Genomic DNA, 22,927 nt, shown 5'->3' on the forward strand with positions numbered 1-22,927 from the left:
ACCGCCTCATGCGCACAGCTGCAGATAGGAGGCGATCACATCGTCCGGCGCCCCCTGCGCACGCACCCGTCCGCCGTCGACGAGCACCGCCTCGTCGCAGCGCCGCGCCAGGTCGAGATCGTGGGTCACCAGCACGAGCGGGACCTCGAGCTCCTCCACCAGGGCGTCTCCGATGCGCCGGCTGTTGCGCAGGTCGAGACGCGTGGTCGGCTCGTCGGCGACGATCAGCTGCGGCCGGCCGATCAGCACCGAGGCGAGCGCGAGCAACTGCTTCTCACCCCCGGACAGCTCGGCCGTGGGTGCGTCGCCGAGCGCGTCGAGCCCGCACAGCGCAAGTGCCTCGTGCACCCGCGCGGCGCGCTCGGGCTTCGACAGGCCGCGCAGGGAGAGGGCGAGATCCTCGGCCGGCGTCGGCATCAGGATCTGGGCCTCCGGATCCGCGAACACGAAGCCCACGCGCCGTCGCACCTCCCGCACATCACGAGCCGGATCCAGCCCGCCCACCCGCACGGTGCCGGAGGTCGCGACGCGGAGCCCGTTGAGCAGGCGGACCAGGCTCGACTTGCCGGACCCGTTCGCGCCGATCACCGCGGTCCTGCGGGCCGTGAGCCGCAGCGACACGTCGTCGAGGATCGTGCGCCCCTCCGCCCGAAGGGTGACCGAGCGCAGCTCGACGTCAGGCGACACGGAGCCCCGTCCGCGGGAACGCACGCGGGTAGGCGCGCTGCAGCGCCACGCAGAGCGCGGTCGCCGCGACCGCCTTGATCAGGTCTCCCGGCAAGAAGACCAGGCTCGACAGGGCAGTGGGACCCAGGGGCACCCCGGTCACCAGCGACTGCACCGGGATGCCGAAGAGGTACACCGTGGCGATGCCCCCGAGCGCCACCGCGAGCCCGGCGCGCCACCAGGTGAGCCGCTGCACGCCGGCGATCAGCCCGATCACGATCACGCCCGCGACCCAGCCGATCAGGTAGCCCGCACTGGGACCGACGAACACGCCCAATCCCCCGCGTCCCCCGGCGAGCACCGGAAGGCCGGCCGCGGCCAGAGCGAGCACGGCGAGGACCGACAGCGGCGCCAGGCGCGGACCGAGGACGAGCCCGGCCAGCATCACGCCGAGGGTCTGCCCGGTGATCGGCACTCCCCCGGGCAGGGGAACGATCACCAACCCCAGCGCGATGATCAGCGCCGCGAAAACGGCGATGCGGGCGGCGTCGGAACCCCAGGGGCGGCCGGTCGTCGTCATGGAGGTCTCCTCGGGTTCTTCTGTCGGCTCGTGTCGCGGCAGTCGCGCCGCGGAATCGTTCACCTGAACACTGTTCACCTGAACGCCGTTCAGTATAGTCAGACCATGACACCTGCGCGCACGGGGAGACACGACCGCGAGCACATCATCGGCGTCGCCCTCGATCTGCTGGACCGTTACGGCCTGCCCGACCTGACGATGCGCCGCCTGGCGGCCGAGCTCGACGTGCAGGCGAGCGCCCTCTACTGGCACTTCGACAGCAAGCAGGACCTGATCGCCGCCGTCTCGGACCGCATCATGGCCCGCATCCCCGATCCCGTCGACAGCGCCGAACTGATCGATGCCGCCCGGGCCGTCCGCGATGCGCTCCTCGCCCACCGCGACGGAGCGGAGGTCGTGATGAGCTCGGCCGCGCTGCGCCCCGGCCCGTCCCGCGCGCTCGACGTGCTCCGGCAGGCGATGCCGTCGCACCGGGAAGACGGCGAGCTCGCGGCCGCCGCCGTGCTCCAGTTCGTGCTCGGCCACACCACGCTGATGCAGCAGCGCATGCACGGCGAGAGCTACGGCGCCGCCAGCACGGCCGCCACGCTGGATGACACCGCGCGGGATGCCGCCGTGTTCGAGACGGGGATCGCCCTGATCAGCCGCGGGGCTGCTCGGGCGACGGCCGGCCGCTGACGGCGGGACTCGCGGCGTCTCCCCGGGGGCCGTCGCCGATGCGCGCCCCGGGAACCAGCCCGATCACGACCGCCGCCGCCGCGACGGCGAACACCGCCGGGAACCCGGATCCGGCGATCGGCGCACTCACGAACAACAGTCCCGCGAAGGCGATCGTGACCGCGGATCCGGTCGAATCCGCGATCGAGAGCGCCGAGGAGTTGAAGCCCTCGTCCGCCGGCGTCGAGTACGCGAGCGTGAGCACGTTCAGCCGCGGGTAGAGCAGCCCGATCCCGCTTCCGGCAATCCCCCACAGCACGACCACGCTCCAAGGGGCCGAGCGCGTCACCACGACGGCGATGAGGCCGAGGAACGCGACGAGCAGCAGCGTCGAGCTGATCACGACCATCCGGCGGCTGCCCAGCCGCTCGCCGTAACGGCCCTGCACGGCGGAGGCGCCCGACCAGGCGAGGGCTGCGGCGGTGAGCGCAAGCCCCGCGACCGTGGGGCTGAACTCGAACCGCTCCATGAGCATGCGCGGCACGTACGCCTCCGCGGCGAAGAAGCCGCCGGCGAGGAGCCCGCGCAGCAGCACGACGCTCGGCAGACCCGGAGCGGCGCGCAGCGCGCCGACGGGGAACAGCGGACGGATGGCGAGAGCGATCGCCACGGTCGCCGCGATCGCTATCGGCCAGCCGATCACGGGAGCGGCATCGGAGGCGAATCCCACCGCGACGGCGGCGATCGCGACGACGACGGAGAGCAGGATCCGCATGCCGAGCCGGCCGCCGGACGAGTCAGCCTCCGCGGCGGTGCCGCCCTCGGGGTGAGCGCGCAGGTCGACGTCGCGCAACCGCACGACGACCAGCAGGAACGCGAATACGTTCAGCGCCGCGACGCCGAGGAACGTCCAGCGCCAGTGCAGGTACTGCGCGACCGCTCCGGCGAGGAACGGCCCGATCATCGACGGGACGACCCAGGCCGCCGCGAACGCCGCGAAGATCCGCCCGTGCAGTGCGGGCGGATAGACCCGCGCCACGACGACATACAGTGCCACGGTCTGCGCACCTGCGCCCAGCCCCTGGATCAGCCTGCCGATCACCAGCGCGTACATGTCGGTCGCGGCCCCCGCGATCACGAGCCCGGCGATGAACAGCGCCACAGCCGTGTACAGCGGCGCCCGCGGGCCGGCACGGTCGCTCCACGCGCCGCTCGCCACCATGCCGATGACCCCGGTCGCGAGCGTTCCGGCGAACGCCACGGCGTACAGCGCCTCTCCGTGCAGATCCGCGGCGACGAGCGGCATGACCGTCGTCACCGCGAGCGCCTCGATGGCGCCGAGGAGGATGAGCACCACGGAGCCGACCGTGATGCCGAGCCGGTGCCGGTCCCAGATCGTCGCAGCGGCGGCCGGGGAGGTCACCGGCGCACCAGCGCGGCGATGCGGAGCACCGCCTCGGTGAGCACGTCCGGCGAGCAGCCCAGGTTGATGCGCACGTGGCCCCTGCCCTCGTCGCCGAAGGTGGGCCCGCGGTTCAGGGCGACGCGCGCCTCGCGCAGGATCCTGCTCGCGGGGTCGTCTCCCCAGCCGAGGTCGCGCAGGTCGACCCATGCGAGGTATCCCGCATCGGGCAGTCGATAGCGCGCCTCGGGCAGCTGCTCCGCGAGCAGCCGCCCGAGCAGCCGCCGGTTGTCGTCCAGCGCCACCCGGAGCGCCTCCAGCCAGGGGTCGCTCGCAGGGTTCCACGCCGCTACGGCCGCCAGCGCGCCGAACAGGCCGGTGCGCCACTCCACCTCCGGAGGGAGCGTGCGGACCACCGCGGCCGTCTCCTCACTCGCCGTCACCATGACCGCGCACTTGAGGCCTGCGAGGTTGTACGCCTTGCTCGCACTGGTCACGGTGTAGCCGACCTCCGTCGCCCGCGGCGACGCCGCGAGGAACGGGGTGTACTCGACGCCGGGATGCACCAGGGGCGCGTGGATCTCATCGCTCACCACGACCGCGCCGTGGTCGGCGGCGATCTCCGCCAGCTGCGCCAGCACGGAGCGGCTGTGCACGGTGCCGGTGGGGTTGTGCGGGTTGCACAGCAGAACGGCGCGGGCTCCCCCCGCCAGCGCGCGCTCGATGCCGGCCAGATCCAGGATCCAGGATCCGTCGACGTCGATGAGCGGGACGCGCTCAACGACGCCGCCTGCTTCCTCCACGCAGTCGAAGAACGGCGGGTACACGGGCGGCGCCACGATCACGCGGTCCCCGGGCGCGATCACAGCACGCAGGATCTCGACGACGCCCATCATGACGTCGCAGGTCGAACGGATGCGGTCCGGCTGCACCGTCCAGCCGAAATGGCGCTGCGCGTAGGCGGCGAACGCGGTGCGGAGGCCGGGATCCGGCGGGGTGTACCCGGTGTCACCCAGCTCGAGGGCCTCGCGCAGCCGCGCCGTGATCGCTTCGGCGAGCGGGAAGTCGGTCTCGGCGACGAACAGCGGCAGGACGTCCTCGGGGTAGGTCCGCCACTTGGTGCTGGAGCGGCGACGAAGCTGTTCGAGCGGCAGTGCATGCAGTGCGGTGCGGGCAGCGGTGGTCACTCTTCGACCCTACCGACGCCGATGCGACGAAGGGTCCGGCGCCGTCATACGGCGTCAGACCCTTGCCTTTTGAGAGGGTTTCGTCTCGCTCCGCTTCGCGGTGCTCGCTCAACCTTGATACGACAACGCCTCAACGCTGCTGCGCAGCATTGAGGCGTTGCGTATCAAATCGCGAAGCCGAGGGCGCGCATCTGGTCGCGTCCGTCGTCCGTGATCCGCTCCGGACCCCACGGCGGCATCCAGACCCAGTTGATGCGGAAGCGGTCGACCACGTTGTCCAGCGCCTGGCCGGTCTGCTCCTCGAGCACGTCGGTCAGCGGGCACCCGGCGCTCGTGAGCGTCATGTGGATCACGAGGGCGTCGTTCTCCTCGTCCCACGAGAGGTCGTAGATGAGACCGAGGTCGACGACGTTGATCCCGAGCTCCGGGTCGACGACGTCCTTGAGCGCCTCGGTGACCTCGTCGTACTTCTCTCCGGTCAGCGTTGCGGTCATGGTTTCAGCCTACGCTTCGATGGGAGCACTGGGGTCGAGGAAGCGGTCGTAACCCTCCTCCTCGAGGCGGTCGGCCAGCTCCGGGCCGCCCTCCTCGACGATCTTCCCCGCGACGACGACGTGCACGTAATCCGGACGGATGTACCGCAGGATGCGGGTGTAGTGCGTGATCAGCAGCACGCCCAGGTCGGTGTGCTCCTTGGCGCGGTTGACGCCCTCGGAGACGATCCGCAGCGCGTCGACGTCGAGGCCGGAGTCCGTCTCGTCGAGCACGGCGACCTTCGGCTTAAGCACCTCGAGCTGAAGGATCTCGTGACGCTTCTTCTCACCGCCGGAGAAGCCCTCGTTGACATTGCGCTGCGCGAACTTCGGATCCATGCGCAGGTTGGCCATGGCTTCCTTGACGTCCTTCGTCCACTGCCGGATCGAGGGCGCCTCGCCGTCGAGCGCGGTCTTGGCCGTGCGCAGGAAGTTCGTGACGGTCACGCCCGGGATCTCGACCGGGTACTGCATGGCCAGGAACAGGCCGGCACGCGCCCGCTCGTCCACGCTCATCGCGAGGACGTCCTCGCCGTCGAGCGTGATCGAGCCGCCCGTGACGGTGTACTTCGGGTGACCCGCGATCGTGTAGGCGAGGGTCGACTTGCCGGATCCGTTCGGGCCCATGATCGCGTGGGTCTCGCCCGTGCGGATCGTGAGGCTGATGCCGTTGAGGATCGGCGTGGTGCCCGCCTCGGTCTCGACGGTGACGTGCAGATCGGTGATCTCCAGGACAGACATGGATGATTCCTTCGTGGTTTCGTGAAAGCTTCGTGGGGGACGCGGCACGCGGATCCGCGCGCGGCACACGCTCAGAGAGCGCTGACGTCCTTCGTGACGGCGGGGTCGATCAGCACGTCGTCGCCGTCGATCTCGACGGTGTAGACGGGGACCGGCTCATAGGCGGGGAGGTTCAGCGGCTTGCCGGTGCACAGCGAGAAGGCTGAGCCGTGGGCCCAGCACTCGAGCGTCTTGCCCTCGACGAAGCCCTCCGCCAGCGAGATGTCGCCGTGCGTGCAGGTGTCGCCGATCGCGTGGATCTCGCCCTCGGAGTCGAGCACGACCGCGATCGGAACGCCGTCGAGCTCGACGCGCAGCGGCGTGTCCTCCTGCAGCTCGCTCACCGAGCACGCCCGCTGCGCGGTCACGCGTTCACCGCCTGCAGCTCGAGCTCGATCGCGGCGAGCAGCTCCTCCTCCAGGGAGGGCACGCCCAGTCGCTGCACGATGTCGCTGAGGAAGCCGAGGACGACGAGGCGGCGGGCCTCCTCCTCGGTGATCCCCCGCGCCTGCAGGTAGAACAGCTGCTCGTCGTCGAAACGGCCGGTCGCGCTCGCGTGGCCGGCGCCGAGGATGTCGCCGGTCTCGATCTCCAGGTTGGGGATCGAGTCGGCACGCGCGCCCTCGGTGAGCACCAGGTTGCGGTTGGCCTCGTAGGAGTCGGTGCCGGTGGCGCCAGGGCCGATCAGCACGTCGCCGATCCAGACGCTGTGCGCGCCCTCGCCCTGCAGCGCGCCCTTGTACAGGACGTCGCCGACCGTGTGCGCGCCCTTGTGGTGCAGGTAGACCTGGCTCTCCAGGTGCTGGCCCGCGTCGGCGTAGGACAGCCCGTACAGGCGCGCCTCGGACCCGGATCCGGCCAGCTCGACGTTCGGGTTCACGCGGACGACGCCGCCGCCGAAGCTGACGACGATGTGGGTGAGGTGCGCGTCCCGGTCGATACGGGCCTGGTGCGACGCGGAGTGCAGGGCGTCGTCCTGCCACTGCTGCACCGTGACGAGCGTCAGCCGGGCTCCGTCCCGGACGAGGATCTCCACGTTCTGCGCGAGCTGCGCGGAACCGGTGTGCCGCAGCACCACCGTGGCAGAGCTGTTCGTGCCCGCCTCGATCACGAGGTGCTGGTCGGCCCGGAGCGCGGCGCCCTGACCGGTCAGCTGCACGAAGATCGGCTCGGCGACCTCCTCGTCCGCCGGGATGGCCAGGTGCAGCGCCTCGGCCGCACCCTGCCAGGCGACGGCCGAGACGACGTCCTCCGGGCGGAAGATCTCGCCGCGGGGGGCATCGCCGAAGCGCAGCGCGGGGCGCACGTACGCCTCGTCGCTCACCTCGACCGCGATGCCGGAGCCGGACCCGGCCGGCTCGAACAGCGGCGCGAGCTGCGCGACCGGGGTGTGCTTCCAGTTGACCTCGCGGCCGGTGGGCGCGCCGAAGTCGGCGGGGTCGAACGAGTGCGGACGCTCCGAACGGGTCTGCACGGGAACGACCTTGCCGGCGGCCACGAGCTGTGCCGCGGGGTCGATGTGGGCGTGAGTGTCCTGCGCCTCCGCGGGCGCGGCAGTGGGGGCCGTCATCTCAGCCGACCGATCCTTCCATGCCCATCTCGATGAGCTTGTTCAGTTCCATCGCGTACTCCATGGGCAGCTCGCGCGCGATCGGCTCGATGAAGCCGCGCACGATCATCGCCATCGCCTCGTCCTCGGGCATGCCGCGGGACTGGAGGTAGAAGAGCTGCTCCTCGCTGACCTTGGAGACCGTCGCCTCATGGCCGAGCTGCACGTCGTCCACCCGGATGTCGATCGCCGGGTAGGTGTCGCTGCGGGACTTGGTGTCCACGAGCAGGGCGTCGCAGCGCACGGTGTTCGCCGAGTGGTGAGCGTTCGCGTCCACCCGCACCTCGCCGCGGTACCCGGCGCGGCCGCCGCCGCGGGCGATCGACTTCGAGACGATCGACGACTGCGTGTACGGCGCCATGTGGATCATCTTCGCGCCGGCGTCCTGGTGCTGGCCGGGGCCGGCGAAGGCGACGGAGAGCGTCTCGCCCTTGGCGTGCTCGCCCATCAGGTAGATCGACGGGTACTTCATCGTCACCTTGGAGCCAATGTTGCCGTCGACCCACTCCATGGTCGCGCCCTCGTGCGCCACGGCGCGCTTGGTGACCAGGTTGTAGACGTTGCTCGACCAGTTCTGGATCGTCGTGTAGCGCACCCGGGCGTTCTTCTTGACGATGATCTCGACGACGGCTGAGTGCAGCGAGTCGCTCTTGTAGATCGGGGCGGTGCAGCCCTCGATGTAGTGCACGTAGCTGTCCTCGTCGGCGATGATCAGCGTGCGCTCGAACTGGCCCATGTTCTCCGTGTTGATCCGGAAGTAGGCCTGCAGCGGGATCTCCACATGCACGCCCTTCGGCACGTACACGAAGGATCCTCCGGACCACACGGCGGTGTTCAGCGCCGCGAACTTGTTGTCGCCGGCGGGGATCACCGTGCCGAAGTACTCCTCGAAGAACTCGGGGTGCTCGCGCAGCGCCGTGTCGGTGTCCATGAAGATGACGCCCTGCGCCTCCAGGTCCTCACGGATCTGGTGGTAGACGACCTCGGACTCGTACTGGGCAGCGACGCCGGCGACGAGGCGCTGGCGCTCGGCCTCGGGGATGCCGAGGCGCTCGTAGGTCTCCCGGATGTCCTCCGGCAGGTCCTCCCAGCTCTGCGCCTGCTTCTCCGTGGAGCGCACGAAGTACTTGATGTTGTCGAAGTCGATCTCGCTGAGGTCGGCGCCCCAGGTCGGCATCGGCTTGCGTCCGAACAGCTGCAGACCCTTCAGACGGGTCTTCAGCATCCACTCGGGCTCGTTCTTGAGCGCCGAGATGTCGCGCACAACGGCTTCACTGAGCCCGCGACGTGCGCTCGCGCCGGCCGCATCCGGGTCGTGCCAGCCGAACTCGTACACCCCCAGCCCATCCAGCTCCGGGCGGTCGATCAGCACATCCGACATCACACTCTCCTCTTGGGCCGTAACGGTTCATCCGCCCCGGCACACCGTCGATCCTGTCGAGTCTGCAGGGAACGGGTGCCGCTTCTGGGCCCTCATCATGGACACGAGCAATCGCGCCTAAACTTGTGCAGGATGCTGTCCGCGAGTTCCGCGGTCATCTCCGCACACCCCCGATTCTACAGGTTCCCTCCGACGTCCGGGCCGTCATGGCCACCCGCGCAGGGTTCCGGAGGACCCATGCCCGAGATCGCACCCTCGCCCGCTCCCCGCACTCGCCCCGGATTTCTGGGCCGAGTCCATGATTGGCTCCCGGATCGGGTGGATCTGCGCGTGCGGATCGCCGCCTGGGTGTCGTTCGTGCTCGAGGTCGCGATCGTCGGCACCGGCGGGGCGGTGCGCCTCACCGACTCAGGCCTGGGCTGCGAGTGGCCCCTGTGCACCCCGGACTCGCTGTTCCCCACCGCGGAGCAGAGCTATCACTCGCTCATCGAGTTCGGCAACCGGGGACTGAGTTTCTTCGTGGGTCTCGCCGCGATCGCGGTGATCGTTCTGGTCTCCCGCTTCCGTGCCGAACGACGCGACCTGTGGACCATGGCATGGATCGTCTTCGCCGGGGTGCTCGTGCAGGCCGCCGTGGGCGGCATCCTGGTGATCTTCCACCTGCATCCGAACATGGTGGCGTTCCACTACATCGTGTCGCTCGTGCTCGTGGCCGTGGCCGCGGCATTCCTCGTTCGCATGGGACAGCCGCGCGGACCGCGCGAGCGCGCCGTCCCGAAGGGTGTGGCGATCCTGGTGCACATCACGTCGTTCGTGCTGGCGCTCACCGTGCTCTTCGGCGTGCTGACGACGGGCGCCGGTCCGCACTCCGGGGACCCCGAGGTGACGCTCCGCAACGGCTTCGATGCGACGCTGCTGGAGCACGTGCACTCCTGGCCCGCATATGCGCTGTTCGCGCTCACGCTCACGCTGCTCGTGATCGCCCTTGCGAACGATCTCGCCGTGATCCGCAGCGCGGTGATCGGCCTGCTCGCGATCGAGCTCGTGCAGATCGCGGTCGGCCTGTATCAGGCCCGCAACGCCCTTCCCCCGCTCGCGGTCGGCGTGCACATGGTCCTCGCCGCCGTGCTCGTCGCGGCGTGCACGGTGCTCGTCCTGCGGGTGAAGCGCCCCGCGGGGTACTCGGCGTAACCCACTGCAACGGCCACCGCCGCCAGATCTGGGGCGCGGAAGCCAGCTGCTCTCGGCGGCGGCTCTCTCCGCCCAGGGCGGCAGGGCCGGCCCAGGACGGCACAGCACAGGCGACCCGCCAGGTCAACAGAGCACGGGCGACGCCGGGGACGACCAGGTCGCGACGACGCGCGTGCGGCGCCGCTTCTCAGAACGGCAGCAGCGGATCCAACGCGACGGCGACGAAGATCAGCGTCAGGTACGTGATCGACGCGTGGAAGACGCGCATCGGCCGCGCAGCCGCGCCCTTCACCGCCTGCGCGTAGAGGCGGTGCGACTCGTAGACGAACCACCCGCCGAACACCAGCGCGGAGACCGTGTAGACGAGTCCCATGCCTGCGACGGGGATGAGCAGCAACGAGCAGGCCAGCGTCGCCCAGGCGTACAGGATGACCTGCAGACCGACCTGCGAGGCCGAGCGCGTGACGCCCAGCATGGGCACGTCGACGTCCTCGTAGTCGTCCTTGTACTTCATCGACAGCGGCCAGTAGTGCGCCGGGGTCCACAGGAACACGAGCACGAAGAGCACGAACGCAGGCCAGTCCAGGGATCCGGTGACCGCCGACCAGCCGATCAGCACGGGGAAGCATCCCGCGATCCCGCCCCAGATGATGTTCTGCTCGGTGCGGCGCTTGAGGATCATCGTGTAGATGACGACGTAGAAGAAGATCGCGGCGGCCGAGAGCACGGCGGCGACCCAGTTCGTGGTGAGCCAGAGCCAGACGGTCGAGGCGATTGCGAGCACCCAGGAGAACACCAGCGCCCCGCGCGGCGTGACCTCCCCGGTCACCAGCGGACGCTTCTCGGTGCGGTGCATGTGCGCATCGATGTCGCGGTCGATGTACATGTTGAACGCCGCGGCCGACCCGGCGCTCATCGAGCCGCCGATCACGGTGGCCACCACGAGCCAGAAGTTCGGCAGGCCGTGCTGGGCGAGGAACATGACCGGCACGGTGGAGACGAGCAGCAGCTCCAGCACGCGCGGCTTGGTCAGCGCGATATACGCCTTGATGGTCCGCTTCAGGGTGCGCTCGGGGGCTACGGACTCGATGGTGGTCGCGATGCTGACCGCCTCCTTCATGCGCACACGGGAACGGAAACATTCTATGTCACAGACCGCGCCGCTCCGGGCCGCAGGCCGTCGCCCGAAACACCCCGGAAACACGACTGGGAACACGCTGAAACACTTCGGCGTGACCGGGCACGGCGTTTCACGACCGCACTATGCTGAAAACACTCGCGCGCCCGTTCGTGCTACGCCATCCGTGAAGTCGCGGTTGCCGCGCAGTCCGGGGCGCACTCACTGTCTTGAAAGGGCTCTGGAGTGTCGGAACTGCTGTGGGATGAGATCGATCGGCGCGCGGTGGACACCGCCCGGGTTCTGGCGGCCGACGCCGTTCAGAAGGTCGGCAACGGCCATCCGGGAACCGCGATGAGCCTGGCGCCCGTCGCCTATCTGCTCTACCAGCGCGTGATGCGTCACGATCCGGCAGACACCCACTGGATCGGGCGCGACCGGTTCATCCTCTCCGTGGGACACTCCTCTCTCACGCAGTACATCCAGCTGTACCTGGGCGGATTCGGCCTCGAGCTGAACGACCTCGAGTCGCTGCGCACCTGGGGTTCGCTGACTCCGGGCCACCCGGAGTACGGACACACCAAGGGCGTCGAGATCACCACCGGCCCGCTCGGGCAGGGCCTGGCCTCCGCCGTCGGCTTCGCCTACGCGTCGCGCTACGAGCGCGGCCTGTTCGACCCGGAGGCTCCTGCCGGCACCAGCCCCTTCGACCACTACGTGTACGTGATCGCCGGCGACGGCGACCTGCAGGAGGGCGTGACCAGCGAGGCGTCGTCGCTCGCCGGCCACCAGCAGCTTGGCAACCTCATCGCCATCTACGACTCCAACCGCATCTCGATCGAGGGCGACACGAACGTCGCGTTCACCGAGAAGGTCCGCGAGCGCTACGAGTCCTACGGCTGGCAGGTCCTGCACGTGGACTGGGTGCGCACCGGCACGTACGTCGAGGATGTCAAGGAGCTCTTCGACGCGATCGAGCAGGCCAAGGGCGAGACCTCGAAGCCCTCGCTGATCATCCTGAACACGATCATCGGCTGGCCGGCGCCGAACAAGAAGGGCACCGAGTCGGTGCACGGCAACGCGCTGGGCGCGGACGAGGTCGCGGAGACCAAGGTCGTGCTGGGCTTCGACCCGGAGAAGAGCTTCGTCGTCGAGGACGAGGTCATCGCGCACACCCGCGAGCTCGGTGCGCGCGCCGCCGCGGAGCGGGCGACGTGGCAGGAGGCGTTCGACGCGTGGGCCGCGGCCAACCCGGAGCGCAAGGCGCTGCTGGACCGCCTCGAGGCGCACGAGCTGCCCGAGGGCATCGAGGACGTGCTGCCCGTGTTCGAGGCGGGCACGGAACTCGCGACCCGGGCCGCCTCCGGCAAGGTCATCAACGCCCTCGCGCCCGAGCTCCCCGAGCTGTGGGGCGGATCCGCGGACCTGGCCGGATCCAACAACACCACGATCGCCGGTGCTGCGTCGTTCATCCCGGCCGAGTGGTCGACCCACGACTGGAACGGCAGCCCCTACGGCCGCGTGCTGCACTTCGGCATCCGCGAGCACGCGATGGGCTCGATCCTCAACGGCATCGTCCTGCACGGGCCCACGCGCCCGTTCGGCGGCACGTTCCTGATCTTCAGCGACTACATGCGCCCGCCGGTGCGCCTGGCCGCGCTGATGAACGTGCCGAGCATCTTCGTGTGGACGCACGACTCCGTCGCGCTCGGCGAGGACGGCCCGACGCACCAGCCGATCGAGCAGCTCGCCTCGCTGCGCGCCATCCCCAACCTCGCGGTCGTGCGCCCCGCCGACGGCAACGAGACCGCCGCCGCGTGGCTGGAGATCCTGCGCCGCCACGGCGGGCCGACGGGCATCGCCCTGACCCGCCAGAACGTGCCGAACTTCGCGCGCGGCACCGGCGAGGCGTCCGGTGAGACCTTCGCTGCCGCCTCGAACACCGCCAAGGGCGCGTACGTCCTCGCGGAGGCGCCGAACGGCACCCCCGACGTCCTCCTCATCGCGACCGGTTCCGAGGTCCAGCTGGCCGTCGCGGCCCGCGAGACCCTCGCGGCCGAGGGCGTGAACGCCCGCGTGATCTCGGCGCCGTCGCTCGAGTGGTTCGCGGAGCAGGACGAGGCCTACCGCGAGTCGGTCCTGCCGTCGTCCATCAAGGCGCGCGTCTCGGTCGAGGCCGGATCCACGCTGAGCTGGCACGGGATCGTCGGATCGACCGGTCGCTCCGTCGGCATCGACCACTTCGGTGCGTCCGCCGACTACAAGACCCTGTTCCAGAAGTTCGGCATCACCACGGAGGCCGTCGTCGCGGCCGCCCACGAGACCATCGCCGCTTCCGCGGCCGCTTGAGCACCATCCAGAGGAGATCCGCATGACCACCCCCACCGCAGCCCTCTCCGCCGCCGGCGTCAGCATCTGGCTGGACGACCTGTCCCGCTACCGCATCACCTCCGGCAACCTCGCCGACCTCATCGCCTCCCGCAACGTCGTCGGCGTGACCACCAACCCCACGATCTTCGCCAACGCGATCACGAACCCGAACGACACCTCGTACGACGGCCAGGTGGCCCAGCTCGCCGCTTCCGGCGCCACCGCCGAGGAGGCGATCTTCGAGGCGACGACGCAGGACGTGCGCGAGGCCCTGGACATCTTCCGCCCCGTGTGGGAGGAGTCGAAGCACGTCGACGGCCGCGTCTCGATCGAGGTCTCCCCCGACCTCGCGCACGACACGGAAGGCACCGTCGCTCAGGCGAAGGAGCTGTGGGCCAAGGTCGACCGCCCCAACCTTCTGGTGAAGATCCCCGCCACGAAGGCGGGTCTGCCCGCCATCACGGCGGCGATCGCCGCCGGTATCAGCGTCAACGTCACGCTGATCTTCAGCCTGGAGCGCTACGCCGAGGTCATCGACGCGTACCTGGCCGGGCTCGAGCAGGCGAAGGCCGCGGGCATCGACCTGTCGACGATCCACTCGGTCGCGTCGTTCTTCGTGTCGCGCGTCGACACCGAGACCGACAAGCGTCTCGCCGCGATCGGCACCGACGAGGCCTCGGCGCTCAAGAGCAAGGCAGGGCTCGCCAACGCCCGCCTCGCCTACGAGCTGTACCAGAAGACGTTCGCGGGCGAGCGCGCTGCGGCGCTGCTGGCCGCGGGCGCCAACCGTCAGCGCCCGCTCTGGGCGTCCACCGGGGTCAAGGACCCGTCGCTGCCCGACACGCTGTACGTGACCGAGCTGGTCGCGGCCGACGTCGTCAACACGATGCCGGAGAAGACCCTCGAGGCGACCTTCGACCACGGCGTCGTGACCGGGGACACGATCACCGGCACCTACGAGGAGTCCCGCGCGGTGTTCGCGGATCTCGCCGCCGTCGGGGTCGACTTCGCCGACGTGACCCAGGTGCTCGAGGACGAGGGCGTCGCGAAGTTCATCGACTCCTGGCACGATCTGCTGGGCCAGGTCCGCGAAGGACTGGAAGCGCAGCGGTGAGCTTCGAGATCCACACGTCGGGGGCGCCGAAGGCGGCGATCGACGAGGTCGTCCCGCGCCTGGTGGGCGAACTCGTCGCCTCCCGGATCACCAACGGCGACCCGACGGTGTGGGGCGAGGCAGCCGAGGCCGAGGCGTCGATCCGTCTCGGGTGGGTCGACGCGGTCTCCGTGTCGCGTCCGCTCGTGCCCGAGATCCTGGCTCTCCGCGACGAGCTCGCGGCGAAGGGCGTCTCCCGCGTGGTCCTGGCCGGGATGGGCGGCTCCTCGCTCGCCCCCGAGGTCATCGCGCAGACCGCCGGCATCGACGTGACGATCCTCGACTCGACGTCTCCCGGACAGGTGCTCGCCGCCATCGACGCAGGGCTGTCGGACGTCGTGCTCGTGGTGTCGTCGAAGTCCGGCTCGACCGTGGAGACCGACGCTCAGCGGCGGACCTTCGAGACCGCGTTCCGCGATGTCGGGATCGAGCCCGTGGAGCGCATCGTCGTGGTCACGGATCCGGGATCCCCGCTCGACGCGGCTGCGCGCGAGGCGGGTTACCGGGTGTTCAACGCCGACCCGAACGTGGGCGGCCGGTACTCCGCGCTCACCGCGTTCGGCCTGGTGCCGTCCGGACTCGCCGGCGTCGACATCGCCGAATTGCTCGACGAGGCCGAGGCCACGCTGCTGCAGGTCGCCATCGACTCGCCGGAGAACCCGGCGCTGCTGCTCGGTGCGGCGATCGCCGCCAGCCGGCAGAGTCCGGGCGGTCCTCGGCGCGACAAGCTCGGGCTGATCACCGACGGCACGCACATCGTCGGCCTGCCCGACTGGATCGAGCAGCTCGTGGCGGAGTCGACCGGCAAGGACGGCACCGGGATCCTGCCCGTCGTGCTGCTCCCGGTCTCCCCCGAGGTCGACAGCCGACCGGCGGATCTGCAGCTGGTCCGTCTCGTCGACGACGCGGACGAGTTCCACCTGCGGGAACGTCATCCCGGGGAGATCCTCGTCAGCGGCACCCTCGGCGCGCAGTTCCTGGTGTGGGAGTACGCGACCGCGATCGCGGGATACCTGCTCGGCATCAACCCGTTCGACCAGCCGGACGTGGAGTCGGCGAAGGTCGCCGCCCGCGGCCTGCTGGACGCCCGCCCGGAGCCGACCCCGGCTGCCTTCGTGCAGGACGGGGTCGAGGTGCGCGCCTCCGATCCGGCGCTGCTCTCCTCCGGCTCCATCGCCGGCGTGCTCGACGCCCTGTGGGCGCGGCTGCCGGAGGACGGCTACGTCTCGATCCAGGCCTACGTGAACCGCCTGGAGATGCCGCAGCTGCAGGGCCTGCGCGAGCTCGTCGCTGCAGACTCCGCACGTCCGACGACGTTCGGCTGGGGTCCGCGCTTCCTGCACTCGACCGGTCAGTACCACAAGGGCGGACCGGACCAGGGCGTGTACCTGCAGATCCTCGAGCGCACGGATGTGGATCTGGAGATCCCGGACCGTCCGTTCACGTTCGGCCAGCTCATCGAGGCCCAGGCCGCCGGCGACGCCGGCGTACTCGCCGCGCACGGCCGACCGGTCGTGACTCTCACGATCACCGAACCGCAGGACGACGTGCTCGACCTGTTCGAGGCCGCTCAGTAGGCCCGCAATCCCCCTCAGGAGAATCCCCCACCGATGACTGTCCACGTCACCCGCGGCCACAATCCGCTGCGCGATCCCGACGATCGCCGACTGAACCGGATCGCAGGGCCCAGCGCCCTCGTGATCTTCGGCGTCACCGGCGACCTGTCGCGCAAGAAGCTCATGCCCGCCGTCTACGACCTCGCCAACCGCGGTCTGCTGCCTCCCGGCTTCGCCCTGGTCGGCTTCGCCCGCCGCGACTGGGAGGACCAGGACTTCGCCCAGGTCGTCTACGACGCCGTGAAGCAGCACGCGCGAACCCCGTTCCGCGAGGAGACCTGGGCGCAACTGCTGCAGGGCATCCGCTTCGTATCCGGCGAGTTCGGCGATCCGGACGCGTTCCGTCGGCTGCGCGAGACCGTCGAGAAGCTCGACGTCGAACGCGGCACCATGGGAAACCACGCGTACTACCTGTCCATCCCGCCGAACCAGTTCCCGCTGGTGGCGCAGCAGCTGCGCGACTCGGGCCTCGTCGAAGGGCACCAGGACGCCGACCACTGGCGCCGCGTGGTGATCGAGAAGCCGTTCGGGCACGACCTGGCCTCGGCGCGGGCGCTCAACGACGCGCTCGAGGGCACCTTCCCGCCCGACTCGATCTTCCGGATCGACCATTACCTCGGCAAGGAGACGGTGCAGAACATCCTTGCGCTGCGCTTCGCCAACGAGCTGTACGAGCCGATCTGGAACCGCAACTACGTCGACCACGTGCAGATCACGATGGCCGAGGACATCGGCGTGGGCGGCCGCGCCGGCTATTACGACGGCATCGGCGCCGCGCGCGACGTCATCCAGAACCACCTGCTGCAGCTGCTCGCGCTCACCGCGATGGAGGAGCCGATCAGCCTCTCCGCCGAGCACCTGCGCGCGGAGAAGGAGAAGGTTCTCGCCGCGGTGTCCCTCCCCGACGATCTCTCCCTCGCCACAGCTCGCGGACAGTACGCGGGCGGCTGGCAGGGCGGCGAGCAGGTCACCGGATTCCTGGACGAGGACGGAATGGATCCGGCCTCCACCACCGAGACGTACGCCGCCGTCAAGCTCGAGATCAACACCCGGCGCTGGGCGGACGTGCCGTTCTACCTGCGCACGGGCAAGCGCCTCGGCCGCCGGGTCACCGAGATCGCGGTCGTGTTCAAGCGCGCCCCGGAGCACCTGTTCGGCGGCGCGCAGACCTCGGAGCTGGGTCAGAACGCGCTCGTCATCCGCGTGCAGCCGGACGAGGGGGTCACACTCCGCTTCGGCTCCAAGGTGCCGGGCAACGGCAGCAACGTGCGCGACGTGACCATGGACTTTGGCTACGGGCACGCCTTCACCGAGGCGAGCCCTGAGGCGTACGAGCGTCTCATCCTGGACGTCCTGCTGGGCGACCCGCCGCTGTTCCCGCGGCACGAGGAGGTCGAGCTCAGCTGGAAGATCCTCGACCCCGTGGAGCAGTACTGGGCCGCGGAGGGCGGCCCGCTGGAGCAGTACGCCCCCGGTTCCTGGGGCCCGGCTTCCGCCGACGCCCTGCTCGCCCGCGACGGACGTGTCTGGAGGCGCCCGTGATCATCGATCTGCCCGACACCACCACCAGCCAGGTCGCCAAGAACCTGGTCAAGGCCCGCGAGGAGGGCGGCGTGGTCGCGCTCGGACGCGTGCTCACGCTGATCATCGCTGCGAACGACGATGTCGCCGAGTCGGCGATCGACGCCGCGAACGACGCCTCCCGCGAGCATCCGATGCGCGTGATCGTGCTGACCACGAGCGACGGCGAGGCGCGCCTCGACGCGCAGATCCGCGTCGGCGGCGACGCCGGTGCGAGCGAGGTCGTCGTGCTCCGTGCCTACGGCGACGCCGCGAGCAACGAGGAGAGCCTGGTCACGGGACTGCTGCTGCCCGACGCCCCCGTGGTGGTGTGGTGGCCGCGCGAGGCGCCGGAGGCGCCGGCGGCCTCTCCCCTGGGCCGCATCGCGCAGCGTCGCATCACGGACGCGGCGACCGCGGACGATGTGCGGGCGCAGCTCGAGGTCCTGGGGCGCACCTATGTGCCCGGAGACACCGACCTCGCCTGGACCCGGCTCACCCACTGGCGCGAGCAGCTCGCCGCGGTGCTGGACCAGCCCCCGTACGAGGACGTCACCGGCGTCGAGGTGCGCGGCTCCGCCGCGTCGCCGTCCACGGCGCTGCTGGCGGGCTGGCTGCGGCTCGCCCTCGACGTGCCGGTGCGCTGGGCGTACGAGCCCGTCGACGAGTGGGCGCACGGCATCAAGTCGGTCCGGCTCACCCGGTCGAACGGCGACATCCTGCTCGAGCGTCCGGTGCCCGGATCCGCTGTGCTCACCCAGCCGGGTCAGCCGGACCACGAGCTGCACCTGCCGCGCCGCACGCTGCGCGAGTGCCTCGCGGAGGAGCTGCGCCGGCTCGACCCCGATCTGCTGTACGGCCGCGTGATCACCGAGGGCTGGGAGCTGCTCGAGGCTCCGGAGGCGGTGGCCTGACATGGCCGCCGATTCCCCCGCGAAGCGCGTCGTCATCGGCGCGGAGCCGGCCGCTCTCGCCCGTCTGGTCGCCGACCGGTTCCTCGTGCGCGTGCGCGCGCGGATCCGGGACGGCCGCCTGGCGCACATCGCCCTGACGGGGGGCGGCATGGGAGCAGCCGTGCTGCGCGCTGTCGCGGAGGATCCGCGCACCGCGGAGGTGGACTGGTCGCTCGTGCACTTCTGGTGGGGCGACGAGCGCTTCGTCCCGCGGGACGATCCCGACCGCAACGCGGGGCAGGCGCGCGCCGCGCTGCTGGACCGGATCCCGGTCCCCGCCGAGAACGTGCACGAGATGGCTGCGAGCGACGCGGGGCTCACCCTCGACGAGGGCGCGGAGGCCTATGCCGCCGAGCTCGCCCGGTTCGGCGACGCGGAGCAGGCCTGGCCCTCGTTCGCCGTCTGCTTCCTCGGCGTCGGGCCGGACGGTCACATCGCGTCGCTGTTCCCCGACCGCCCTGAGATCACCGTCACGGACAGGCCCGTCCTGCCCGTGCGGAACTCGCCGAAGCCGCCGCCGGAGCGGATCACGCTCACCCGCCCGGTCATCAACACGTCCAAGCGGGTGTGGCTGGTGCTCACCGGCGCCGACAAGGCCTCCGCCCTAGGACTGGCGCTCGCGGGCGCGAACTACGAGAACGTGCCGGCGGCAGGCGCCAAGGGGCGCAAGCGCACCGTGTTCTTCGTGGACGAGGCAGCGGCATCCGAGGTCGCCCCCGACCTCATCGACGTGGACTACTGAGCGCCCGGGCGACGACCCGTCCCCGCGCCGGTCAGCTCCAGGAGGATCCGTTCCCGCGCTCGTCGGCATCGCCGCCGGAGCGGGACGGGTCCTCTCGTCGTAGCGGCGCCACGTTCGACGGCCATTCGGGGGCCTCCGGGCGCTCATCGTCGCCCGGCTCGGTGCCCTCCGGCGGTGCCGCGGACCCGGTCGGCGCCGCCTGCCCGGACGCAGCACGATCGGAAGGCTCCACGGACGACGACGGGGCCGCGCTCCCGCTGCTGCCGCGGGTGATCGGCAGCTCCTGGCTCTCGCTGACCACCTGCGGGTGGTACCGGGCGAGCGTGACCACACCCCATCCCGCGATGAGGCCGGAGATGCCGAAGGCGACGAACACCCAGGCCGGCGCGGCCGCGCCCTCCTCGAGCACCAGCAGGCCGATCAGCACCGCCACCATGGGGTCGATCACCGTGAGGCCCGCGATCACCAGGTCGGGGGGACCGGATCCATACGCGGTCTGCACGAAGTACGCACCCGCGGCACCGGCCGCGATCAGTGCGATCACGCAGACCGCCGTGAGCCAGTCGAACTGCCCGAACTGGATCCGGATGAGCACGGCCTTCGCCAGCGTCGCGACGAAGCCGTACAGGATGCCGGCGCCGGTGACGTAGAAGAGCGCGCGCATGCGATGCCGCAGGATCAGCCAGCACGTGCCCAGCAGGATGATCACGAGCAGCAGGATCGTCAGGATGGTGAAGAGCTGGATCTCGCTGATCCGACGCTCGGCGGCGAACAGTGCGGCGAACAGCACGAAGATGAAGATGCCGCCCACGCACGCGAAGATCGACACCAGCGAGCGCCGGGTCGGCGCCATGCCGCTCACACGCGCGTTCAGCAGCGTGGTGATCACCAGCGCGATCGCGCCGAGGGGCTGCACCACGATCAGCGGCGCCTTGGTGAGAGCGGCGAGCTGACAGACGATCGCGAGGACCAGCATGAGCGTGCCGATGATCCAGGAGGGGCGGCTCAAGAGCCCCTTGACCTGCGCCCAGCTGAGACCGGTTGCCGCGTCGGAGCCGCTGAGCCGCTCCACCTTCTCGACGCCGCGGTGCTGGTACTGGGCGCCGAGCGACATGAAGACGGCACCGGCGAGGGCCAGTGGGATGCCCATCAGCAGGCCCGGGTTCTGGAACACGCCGACGAGGTGGTCGCCGACGTTCGCCGCCCCCACGTACCGCGTCAGGTCCTCAAGCACCCTTCGAGCCTACCCGCCGTCGTGCGCAGACTAGGGTTGACGCGTGGCAGTGCTTCCGATTCGCATCATGGGCGACCCCGTCCTGCATTCCCCCGCCGAACCGGTCGGTGAGATCACCGACGAGATCCGCACGCTGGTCGCGGACATGTACGAGACCATGGACGTCGCCCCCGGCGTGGGCCTCGCCGCACCGCAGGTGGGCGTCGGCCTGCGCATCTACGTGTACTCGTACGTGGACGACGATGAGAACCCCTGGCGCGGCGAGATCATCAACCCCGTGCTGTGGATGGCCCCCCTGGAGCCGGGCTCGCCCGACCCGGATCTGGAGTCGGAGGGATGCCTGTCCTTCCCCGGCGAGCGGTTCCCGCTGCGTCGCTCCGAGCGCGTGCTCGTCACCGGCACGAACCTCGACGGCGACGAGGTGCGCATCGAGGTCGACGGCTGGCGGGCGCGCATCATGCAGCACGAGTTCGACCACCTGGACGGGATCCTGTACGTCGACCGCCTGGACGACGGCGACTGGAAGACGGTCCAGAAGATCGCCCGCAAGCGCGGCTGGGGACGCCCCGGCGCGAGCTGGCTGCCCGGCGTCGATCACCTCGAGGGGTGAGCGCTCCCGCGCCGGTGTGCGACGCGCCCGGGCGGCGCCCCGAAGCGGGATGCACGGTCAACCTTTGCTATAGTTGACGAGTTGCCCGCCCAGCGGGAAGCATTCCTCGGTAGCTCAATTGGCAGAGCAGCCGGCTGTTAACCGGCAGGTTCTTGGTTCGAGTCCAAGCCGGGGAGCAATCCCCCGAAACCCCGTCCTCGCGACGGGGTTTCGTCGTTCACCCGCAAAGGCGGTGAACATGCCGCCCGCACGGATCCTCGTGGGCACGCGAACTGAGGCGGGGCGCCCCGGCCGCCCCGCCTCGAACTGTGCATGGTCAGCCGGCCTGCACCACCCAGATCCAGTTGCCGTCGGGATCGTTGATCGAGAACATCGCCGGCACGGGCCCACCGGCCGGCATCTCGTTCGCGATCTCCAGCCCCGCACCCTGCAGGCGCGCCTTCTCCGCATCGAGATCGGCGACCTCGATGCCGATCGACCCGCCTCCGGGCTGACCGCCCATGGGCGGGTTCAGCGCGAGGCGCGCGGTCGACCCGGCGGGCGCTACCTCGACCCAGCGTCCGGCGTTCTCGCCCTCGCCCCAGGTCACGTCCATGCGGACCTCCCAGCCGAGGGTGCCGGTGTAGAAGCCGACCGCGGAATCCTGGTCGGCGATGGTGAACATCGCCACGGCGATGACTGCGTCTGAACTCATGTGCCGAGTCTCGCACCGCCCCTCGGCGGCGACAAGGGTCCCCGACGCTGCAGGCTCCCGCGTCGCGGCCGTCGCGGGCGTCAGACGGTGTGATCTGCTCCAGGAGTCCACAGCAGGTCGGCCCCGGCTCCGCGCGCGATCACGTGCCCTTCCCGGATCATCAGCGTCTCGGCTCCCAGCTCACGGGCGAAGGCCGCGTCGTTGCTCACCAGCAGCGCGGCCATGCCCCGCTCCGTACGACGCCGCGTGATCGCGGCGAACACGACAGGACGCACCTCCAGGTCGAGGTTCGCGAGCGGCTCGTCGGCGATCAACACCTTCGGGTCGAGCACCAGGGAGCGCGCGATCGCGACGCGCTGGCGCATCCCGGCGCTGAGCTCGTACGGGAACGACGCCGCGAGTCCGAGCGGCAGATGCAGCTCGTCCAGCAGCGTCGCCACCCGGATGGACAGCGCCTTCACGTTCACCCGCCGCTCGCGCTGCAGGATGGGCTCGGCGATGATCTCCTGCACCGTCAGCTGCGGCGTCAGCAGCGCGCCGGCGTTCTGCGGCAGGTAGCCGGCGCGGTACGTGAGCTCGCGCAGGCGCCGCCCAGGGTGACGCACCGACACGCCGCACACGGTCGCGGAGCCGCCGACCACCCGGATGGAAGGGTCCGACGCTCCCGCCAGCGCGGCGACGAGCGTCGACTTGCCGGATCCGGTTGCGCCGGCGATGCACATCAGCTCCCCGGGCGGCAGCGCGAACGTCACGCCGTCGATGGCGCGCGTCGGCGCGGAATGGCCGATCCGGTCGATCACGATGTCCTCGCAGACGATCGCCGCCGCTGGTTCCCCGCTCGAACGCGCCATCCCTCCATCCTGCCCCAACCCGGTGTGCAGCGGCGGTGCGG

22 protein-coding genes and 1 tRNA gene are annotated in these 22,927 nt (G+C 70.3%); 10 read left to right on the forward strand and 13 right to left on the reverse strand.

The window, feature by feature from the left end:
- Positions 1-6 precede the first annotated feature (6 nt).
- Together AERO9AM_RS09525 and AERO9AM_RS09530 are read right to left on the reverse strand one after the other, a co-directional pair.
- Complete coding sequence (locus AERO9AM_RS09525; RefSeq protein WP_201298617.1) at positions 7-687, reverse strand: energy-coupling factor ABC transporter ATP-binding protein; 681 nt, start codon at positions 685-687, stop codon at positions 7-9.
- Positions 677-1,246, reverse strand: a complete 570-nt coding sequence (locus tag AERO9AM_RS09530; RefSeq protein ID WP_159575918.1) for a biotin transporter BioY — start codon at positions 1,244-1,246, stop codon at positions 677-679. The genes AERO9AM_RS09525 and AERO9AM_RS09530 overlap by 11 nt, the downstream gene beginning before the upstream one ends.
- Before the next feature lie 105 nt (positions 1,247-1,351).
- Here AERO9AM_RS09530 and AERO9AM_RS09535 point away from each other — a divergent pair, with 105 nt between their 5' ends.
- Positions 1,352-1,924: a TetR family transcriptional regulator gene (locus AERO9AM_RS09535; RefSeq protein WP_159575919.1), complete on the forward strand. Its 573-nt coding sequence runs from the start codon at positions 1,352-1,354 to the stop codon at positions 1,922-1,924.
- Here the strand turns inward: AERO9AM_RS09535 and AERO9AM_RS09540 are convergent.
- From AERO9AM_RS09540 to sufB, 7 genes are all read right to left on the reverse strand, one after another.
- On the reverse strand, positions 1,887-3,326 hold the full coding sequence (locus tag AERO9AM_RS09540) for an MFS transporter (protein ID WP_159575920.1): 1,440 nt from the start codon (positions 3,324-3,326) through the stop codon (positions 1,887-1,889). The genes AERO9AM_RS09535 and AERO9AM_RS09540 overlap by 38 nt on opposite strands.
- On the reverse strand, positions 3,323-4,492 hold the full coding sequence (locus tag AERO9AM_RS09545; RefSeq protein WP_236602562.1) for a MalY/PatB family protein: 1,170 nt from the start codon (positions 4,490-4,492) through the stop codon (positions 3,323-3,325). The genes AERO9AM_RS09540 and AERO9AM_RS09545 overlap by 4 nt, the downstream gene beginning before the upstream one ends.
- Positions 4,493-4,656: 164 nt before the next feature.
- Positions 4,657-4,986, reverse strand: a complete 330-nt coding sequence (locus AERO9AM_RS09550; protein ID WP_159575921.1) for a metal-sulfur cluster assembly factor — start codon at positions 4,984-4,986, stop codon at positions 4,657-4,659.
- Positions 4,987-4,995: 9 nt separating this feature from the next.
- Complete coding sequence (sufC, locus tag AERO9AM_RS09555; RefSeq protein ID WP_159575922.1) at positions 4,996-5,766, reverse strand: Fe-S cluster assembly ATPase SufC; 771 nt, start codon at positions 5,764-5,766, stop codon at positions 4,996-4,998.
- Positions 5,767-5,837: 71 nt separating this feature from the next.
- A complete protein-coding gene (locus AERO9AM_RS09560) occupies positions 5,838-6,173 on the reverse strand; it encodes a non-heme iron oxygenase ferredoxin subunit (protein WP_159575923.1) in 336 nt (111 codons plus the stop codon).
- The gene (sufD, locus tag AERO9AM_RS09565) at positions 6,170-7,375 is read right to left on the reverse strand and encodes a Fe-S cluster assembly protein SufD (RefSeq protein ID WP_159575924.1); all 1,206 of its coding nucleotides are present in this window, start codon (positions 7,373-7,375) and stop codon (positions 6,170-6,172) included. The genes AERO9AM_RS09560 and sufD overlap by 4 nt, the downstream gene beginning before the upstream one ends.
- 1 nt (position 7,376) lies before the next feature.
- Positions 7,377-8,795, reverse strand: a complete 1,419-nt coding sequence (sufB, locus tag AERO9AM_RS09570; RefSeq protein WP_159575925.1) for a Fe-S cluster assembly protein SufB — start codon at positions 8,793-8,795, stop codon at positions 7,377-7,379.
- 330 nt (positions 8,796-9,125) lie between these two features.
- Here sufB and AERO9AM_RS09575 point away from each other — a divergent pair, with 330 nt between their 5' ends.
- Complete coding sequence (locus AERO9AM_RS09575; protein ID WP_236602563.1) at positions 9,126-9,986, forward strand: COX15/CtaA family protein; 861 nt, start codon at positions 9,126-9,128, stop codon at positions 9,984-9,986.
- Between the two features lie 187 nt (positions 9,987-10,173).
- Here AERO9AM_RS09575 and AERO9AM_RS09580 read toward each other — a convergent pair whose 3' ends face one another.
- Positions 10,174-11,088, reverse strand: a complete 915-nt coding sequence (locus AERO9AM_RS09580) for a heme o synthase (RefSeq protein WP_442923281.1) — start codon at positions 11,086-11,088, stop codon at positions 10,174-10,176.
- Between the two features lie 261 nt (positions 11,089-11,349).
- Here AERO9AM_RS09580 and tkt point away from each other — a divergent pair, with 261 nt between their 5' ends.
- From tkt to pgl, 6 genes are read left to right on the forward strand one after another with little or no spacing between them, the layout of a single operon-like run.
- Positions 11,350-13,452: a transketolase gene (tkt, locus tag AERO9AM_RS09585; RefSeq protein ID WP_159575928.1), complete on the forward strand. Its 2,103-nt coding sequence runs from the start codon at positions 11,350-11,352 to the stop codon at positions 13,450-13,452.
- Between the two features lie 22 nt (positions 13,453-13,474).
- Positions 13,475-14,587, forward strand: coding sequence for a transaldolase (gene tal / locus AERO9AM_RS09590; RefSeq protein WP_159575929.1), 1,113 nt, complete (start codon positions 13,475-13,477; stop codon positions 14,585-14,587).
- The gene (locus AERO9AM_RS09595) at positions 14,584-16,203 is read left to right on the forward strand and encodes a glucose-6-phosphate isomerase (RefSeq protein WP_159575930.1); all 1,620 of its coding nucleotides are present in this window, start codon (positions 14,584-14,586) and stop codon (positions 16,201-16,203) included. The genes tal and AERO9AM_RS09595 overlap by 4 nt, the downstream gene beginning before the upstream one ends.
- A 33-nt stretch (positions 16,204-16,236) precedes the next feature.
- Positions 16,237-17,784 (forward strand): glucose-6-phosphate dehydrogenase, encoded by a 1,548-nt coding sequence (gene zwf / locus AERO9AM_RS09600; RefSeq protein WP_159575931.1) that lies wholly within the window; start codon positions 16,237-16,239, stop codon positions 17,782-17,784.
- Entirely contained in the window at positions 17,781-18,716 is a 936-nt protein-coding gene (locus AERO9AM_RS09605; protein WP_159575932.1) for a glucose-6-phosphate dehydrogenase assembly protein OpcA, read from the forward strand. The genes zwf and AERO9AM_RS09605 overlap by 4 nt, the downstream gene beginning before the upstream one ends.
- Before the next feature lies 1 nt (position 18,717).
- On the forward strand, positions 18,718-19,497 hold the full coding sequence (pgl, locus tag AERO9AM_RS09610) for a 6-phosphogluconolactonase (RefSeq protein WP_159575933.1): 780 nt from the start codon (positions 18,718-18,720) through the stop codon (positions 19,495-19,497).
- Between the two features lie 31 nt (positions 19,498-19,528).
- Here the strand turns inward: pgl and AERO9AM_RS09615 are convergent, their stop codons facing one another.
- Positions 19,529-20,647 carry a DMT family transporter gene (locus tag AERO9AM_RS09615; protein WP_159577474.1) on the reverse strand — a complete coding sequence of 373 codons (1,119 nt, stop codon included), beginning with the start codon at positions 20,645-20,647 and terminating at the stop codon, positions 19,529-19,531.
- 127 nt (positions 20,648-20,774) lie between these two features.
- On the opposite strand from AERO9AM_RS09615, the gene def reads away from it, so the two are divergent.
- A complete protein-coding gene (gene def / locus AERO9AM_RS09620; RefSeq protein WP_159575934.1) occupies positions 20,775-21,341 on the forward strand; it encodes a peptide deformylase in 567 nt (188 codons plus the stop codon).
- 103 nt (positions 21,342-21,444) lie between these two features.
- Positions 21,445-21,517, forward strand: a tRNA-Asn gene (locus AERO9AM_RS09625).
- 140 nt (positions 21,518-21,657) lie between these two features.
- Here AERO9AM_RS09625 and AERO9AM_RS09630 read toward each other — a convergent pair.
- Both AERO9AM_RS09630 and AERO9AM_RS09635 read right to left on the reverse strand, forming a co-directional pair.
- The gene (locus AERO9AM_RS09630; RefSeq protein ID WP_159575935.1) at positions 21,658-22,035 is read right to left on the reverse strand and encodes a VOC family protein; all 378 of its coding nucleotides are present in this window, start codon (positions 22,033-22,035) and stop codon (positions 21,658-21,660) included.
- Positions 22,036-22,115: 80 nt separating this feature from the next.
- Entirely contained in the window at positions 22,116-22,886 is a 771-nt protein-coding gene (locus AERO9AM_RS09635) for an ATP-binding cassette domain-containing protein (protein ID WP_159575936.1), read from the reverse strand.
- Positions 22,887-22,927: the final 41 nt, after the last annotated feature.

Origin of the sequence: Microbacterium sp. 8M (assembly GCF_902506375.1) — a bacterium.
Taxonomy (GTDB): Bacteria; Actinomycetota; Actinomycetes; order Actinomycetales; family Microbacteriaceae; genus Microbacterium.

Coding starts and splice junctions, on each gene's coding strand:
- AERO9AM_RS09530 (WP_159575918.1), bottom strand. CDS start 1,246: ATGACGACGACCGGCCGCCCCTGGGGTTCCGACGCCGCCCGCATCGCC.
- AERO9AM_RS09535 (WP_159575919.1), top strand. CDS start 1,352: ATGACACCTGCGCGCACGGGGAGACACGACCGCGAGCACATCATCGGC.
- AERO9AM_RS09550 (WP_159575921.1), bottom strand. CDS start 4,986: ATGACCGCAACGCTGACCGGAGAGAAGTACGACGAGGTCACCGAGGCG.
- sufC (WP_159575922.1), bottom strand. CDS start 5,766: ATGTCTGTCCTGGAGATCACCGATCTGCACGTCACCGTCGAGACCGAG.
- sufD (WP_159575924.1), bottom strand. CDS start 7,375: ATGACGGCCCCCACTGCCGCGCCCGCGGAGGCGCAGGACACTCACGCC.
- sufB (WP_159575925.1), bottom strand. CDS start 8,795: ATGTCGGATGTGCTGATCGACCGCCCGGAGCTGGATGGGCTGGGGGTG.
- tal (WP_159575929.1), top strand. CDS start 13,475: ATGACCACCCCCACCGCAGCCCTCTCCGCCGCCGGCGTCAGCATCTGG.
- zwf (WP_159575931.1), top strand. CDS start 16,237: ATGACTGTCCACGTCACCCGCGGCCACAATCCGCTGCGCGATCCCGAC.
- pgl (WP_159575933.1), top strand. CDS start 18,718: ATGGCCGCCGATTCCCCCGCGAAGCGCGTCGTCATCGGCGCGGAGCCG.
- AERO9AM_RS09615 (WP_159577474.1), bottom strand. CDS start 20,647: ATGGGCATCCCACTGGCCCTCGCCGGTGCCGTCTTCATGTCGCTCGGC.
- AERO9AM_RS09630 (WP_159575935.1), bottom strand. CDS start 22,035: ATGAGTTCAGACGCAGTCATCGCCGTGGCGATGTTCACCATCGCCGAC.
- AERO9AM_RS09635 (WP_159575936.1), bottom strand. CDS start 22,886: ATGGCGCGTTCGAGCGGGGAACCAGCGGCGGCGATCGTCTGCGAGGAC.